The organism is Chryseobacterium taichungense, assembly GCF_900109935.1.
GTDB lineage: Bacteria > Bacteroidota > Bacteroidia > Flavobacteriales > Weeksellaceae > Chryseobacterium > Chryseobacterium taichungense.
Genome location: NZ_FOBV01000023.1, coordinates 1 through 2612 on the forward strand (window position 1 = coordinate 1; position 2612 = coordinate 2612).

Here is a 2612-nt window from a genome sequence, read left to right on the forward strand (position 1 = left end):
AACTTATAGCTTTTGTAGCTTCCCTGTGCAAAATAGGTATTTCCGGTCTTTAAATGATTCATCCCAAACGGATAATAATCATTGGCATCCGTTATTTCAAGAGCGCCTGCGCTGTTTCTCGCGAAACTGATCCTTACATTTCCTAAATGATCTTTGTACTGGTAAATATCTTTTAAATAAACAGATGATCATTTAGATCATCTGTTTTTTATTAATTGTATTTAAAATTTTTATGTTAATGTCGATCAATAAACAAAACCAACACATTTGGAACATGACCGGATTTTAAAAGAAAAAATTATTTAATTCTAATGGTTAAAATCATCAGCAAAATATATTTTCTTGGTAATTATTTTTCCTGAAATTTTAGCTACTATGTAATATACTGAAAAATCTTTATAATACTTTTGTGCATCTTTAAAATTTTCAAAAATCCTATCTTTCATTTTTTTATTGTAAAAATAATCTTCCAATAATTGAAATTTTTTTTCAATATTATCCGTTGCTATTGTTGAATCGGTTATTCTATATGATTTTTTTGAAATATCATCAAAACCATAAGTATAATGGAGAGCATTATAATCTTTAGCATTTTTAAACTTCATTACCGTTAAAGTAGGGTTAGGACGATAAATGCTTTTTAAAATTACATTGATAACTATAAAATCTTTATTACTAAAATTTTGTTCAATAAGTTTTAGACTATTTTTTTTATAAATATCGTAATTTTCAGCCACTGCTCTACAATTCATTTTAAATACATTCATTGTAACAGTATCTCCAATACTTTTAACATAATCGTAATCTTCATTATTATCTAATTCATTAATACATGTTTTATAAGTCTTGTTCTTTTCTTTGTCGAAAAAAATATTAATTTGTTTTTGTTGAGCATAGTAACTATTTGAACATAGAATTGTAAACCAAGAAAAAGTGTAAAAAAATATTTGATTTTGCATTTTTTTCATAATTATATCTGTTTAATAAACCTGAGAATTGGTTTTTTGGTAAAAAAGACTGATAGGCAGGATATTTTTCACCTTTTGTAATTTGATTGAGTTGTTTTTCATAATTATCATACCATAAGCTATTTCCTTTACGATCCATAAGAAGAGTTGTTAAATCCATTTTTCCCATTGACACGTTTGACTGAAGTAAAGCATAAGAACTCCTAAGAGATAAGCCCCATTCTGCCCTTATTTTATTTTCAATATGAGAGGCATAAATCTCTCCTTTACTTATATCATCTTCCGGATAATCTGGAGTACCACTATCGCTCCAAGCACTCATTAAAAATATATCCGTTTATAAAATGAAAAGTCAATGAGTTCCATTGACTTTTCATTTAATTATAGATAAATATTTATTTTAATAACCATAATCATCTGCAAAATATATTTTTTTTATAATTAACTTTCCTGAAATTCTAGCTATTATAAAATATTGAATCATTTGTTTATAATATTTAAGTTTTTTTGATGGAAACTTACTTATTTTGTCTGTTAAAAGATTTTTGTACACATAATTTTCAAGAAGATCAAAGTTATTTTTTGGCTTATATTCCACTAATTCTCCGTCAGAAACTATATAGTCTTTGTTATTGTCATTATACACATAATATTTATGGATAGTATAATATTTATCTTGACCTTTAAATTTTAAAATTGTCAGGGAAGGTTGTGCATTTGACAAGCTTCTAAGTGCTCTATTAATTATAATAAAATCAGAGTTATCTTTTGAAGCAACAGAATCAATTAATTTAACAGAACTTTCACTAAATAAATCAAATCTTTGGACATTAACTGAACAGCTTCCTTCTAAAGCATTAGTTATTGAAGTTGATTTCTCTTTTTTAGCATATAAATAATCTTTATCTTTTTTTAATTCGTTTATACAATTTTTATACATGCCTTTTTTCTGTTTTTCAAAAAAAAGTTTTACAGTACTGTTACTGTTTTGTGCATTGAAATTACTTAAAAAAAGTATTAAGCAAAAAAATGCGCAACGAAATAGTTTGAGGGTTTTGTCTGTTTCTTTCATAGTAATTATATCTTAAAGGTAAACCTTGAAATTGATTGTCTGGTAAAAATGATTTATATGCCGGATCCTTCTCTCCTCTTGTCATCTCGCTCACTTTTCTTTCGCGGTTATTGTACCATAAACTGTTTCCTTTTTTATCAATCAAAAGAGTTGAATAATCTAATTGATTTAATTGTGTATTAGCTGGGTTTAATGAATAAGAGTTTCTTAATGCTATTCCCCATTCTGATCTAATTTTATTTTCAATATGGGAGGCATATATTTCACTCCAACTAACAGCAGGATAACCTTTATCTTTATTTTCAGGTACCCAGTCTCTCATAATTGAATAATTTTTAATAGGATCCATTGCATGTGCCATCTCATGGGCTAATTTAATAAATAAAGGGCTTCCTTGTAATCCATTAACAGTGCTTAATTTTACATCTAAGGATGTATTAATATATGCAACTCCGTCAAGATGGTAATTTTCTTTTTTTGTAGCTTCAATTTTTAAATCATGCTGTTTGCCTTCAAAATGGTTAACAAGATCAGTTCCTGTGCCACCTCCATATTCAAGCAAAAATAAAGAG

At 26.8% G+C, this 2612-nt stretch carries 4 protein-coding genes; all 4 read right to left on the reverse strand.

What is annotated here, in order from left to right:
* Nucleotides 1-308: 308 nt before the first annotated feature.
* Nucleotides 309-968, reverse strand: a complete 660-nt coding sequence (locus BMW64_RS20250) for a hypothetical protein (protein ID WP_090002497.1) — start codon at nt 966-968, stop codon at nt 309-311.
* Nucleotides 901-1290, reverse strand: a complete 390-nt coding sequence (locus BMW64_RS20255) for a hypothetical protein (RefSeq protein ID WP_090002499.1) — start codon at nt 1288-1290, stop codon at nt 901-903. The genes BMW64_RS20250 and BMW64_RS20255 overlap by 68 nt, the downstream gene beginning before the upstream one ends.
* 78 nt (nt 1291-1368) lie before the next feature.
* Nucleotides 1369-2040 (reverse strand): hypothetical protein, encoded by a 672-nt coding sequence (locus tag BMW64_RS20260; RefSeq protein ID WP_143052751.1) that lies wholly within the window; start codon nt 2038-2040, stop codon nt 1369-1371.
* Nucleotides 1970-2612, reverse strand: a 643-nt coding sequence (locus BMW64_RS20265) for a M91 family zinc metallopeptidase (protein ID WP_143052752.1), incomplete at its 5' end; no start/stop codon positions are given. The genes BMW64_RS20265 and BMW64_RS20260, both read right to left, overlap by 71 nt.

What these genes read in the sequence shown, in the direction of transcription:
- BMW64_RS20255 (WP_090002499.1), bottom strand. Translation starts at nt 1,290, where the DNA reads ATGAGTGCTTGGAGCGATAGTGGTACTCCAGATTATCCGGAAGATGAT.
- BMW64_RS20250 (WP_090002497.1), bottom strand. Translation starts at nt 968, where the DNA reads ATGAAAAAAATGCAAAATCAAATATTTTTTTACACTTTTTCTTGGTTT.
- BMW64_RS20260 (WP_143052751.1), bottom strand. Translation starts at nt 2,040, where the DNA reads ATGAAAGAAACAGACAAAACCCTCAAACTATTTCGTTGCGCATTTTTT.